We start from the raw sequence: 1,079 nt of genomic DNA, 5'->3' as shown, positions 1-1,079 counted from the left end.
GAAACAACTGGACAGTTGAACGCTTCGGACGCTACACCCACACATTAAAGCCGGGTTTAAACTTGATCATTCCATTCGTTGATAAAATTGGTCAAAAAGTAAATATGATGGAACGTGTGCTTGATATTCCAGCACAAGAGGTCATTTCAAAAGATAACGCAAACGTGGTGATCGATGCGGTTGGTTTCGTTCAAGTTATCGATGCGGCTAAGGCGGCTTACGAAGTAAACGATTTAGAACACGCGATTCGTAATCTAACGCTAACGAATATTCGTACCGTACTTGGCTCGATGGAACTCGATGAAATGCTGAGCCAACGTGACATGATCAATACCAAGCTGCTAGCGATCGTGGACCAAGCAACAAACCCTTGGGGTGTAAAAGTCACGCGTATTGAAATAAAAGATGTTCAGCCACCAGCCGATCTAACTGCTGCAATGAACGCTCAGATGAAAGCAGAGCGTAATAAACGTGCTGAAATTCTCGAGGCTGAAGGTGTCCGTCAGGCAGAAATCCTCAAAGCAGAAGGTCACAAACAATCGCAGATTTTAAAAGCAGAAGGTGAAAAACAGTCTGCTATCCTCCATGCTGAAGCGCGTGAGCGTGCTGCTCAAGCGGAAGCAAAAGCGACTTACATGGTTTCCGAAGCCATCGCAAAAGGCGATATGCAAGCCGTTAATTACTTCATCGCGCAAGGCTACACAGAAGCTCTCAAGAGTATTGGTCAAGCTGAAAACGGAAAAATCATTATGCTACCTTTGGAAGCAACCGGACTCATGGGCTCTGTTGCGGGCATCGCAGAAATGTTTAAACAACAAAATAAAGATTAGGACCCAGTTATGGACTTGTTCAACCTGCTTGATGGCATAACATTTTGGCACTGGCTTGCATTCGGCTTTGTGCTGCTTGCCGTTGAGCTACTTGGTACAGCGGGTTACTTTCTGTGGTTGGGGTTATCGGCGTTATTAGTGGGAGCGTTATTGGCAGTGCTCCCTTTCGGCTGGCAACTTCAATGGTTATCTTTCGCGACTTTCAGTTTGCTGACAACTTGGTTATGGTGGCGACGCCAGTGGTCAAGA

At 46.0% G+C, this 1,079-nt stretch carries 2 protein-coding genes; both read left to right on the top strand.

All coding sequences use genetic code 11. The features are described 5' to 3' along the window. Nucleotides 1–830: SPFH domain-containing protein (locus tag R7040_RS24780; RefSeq protein ID WP_318097321.1), on the top strand; the 830-nt coding region annotated here is incomplete at its 5' end. 9 nt (nucleotides 831–839) lie between these two features. Beyond that, a partial coding sequence (locus R7040_RS24775; RefSeq protein ID WP_318097319.1) for an NfeD family protein occupies nucleotides 840–1,079 on the top strand: 240 nt, incomplete at its 3' end.

The sequence above is a fragment of the Vibrio sp. 1069 genome, assembly GCF_033340555.1.
Note: the sequence above shows the minus strand (reverse complement) of the source record. Positions and strands in the feature narration are given on the sequence as shown.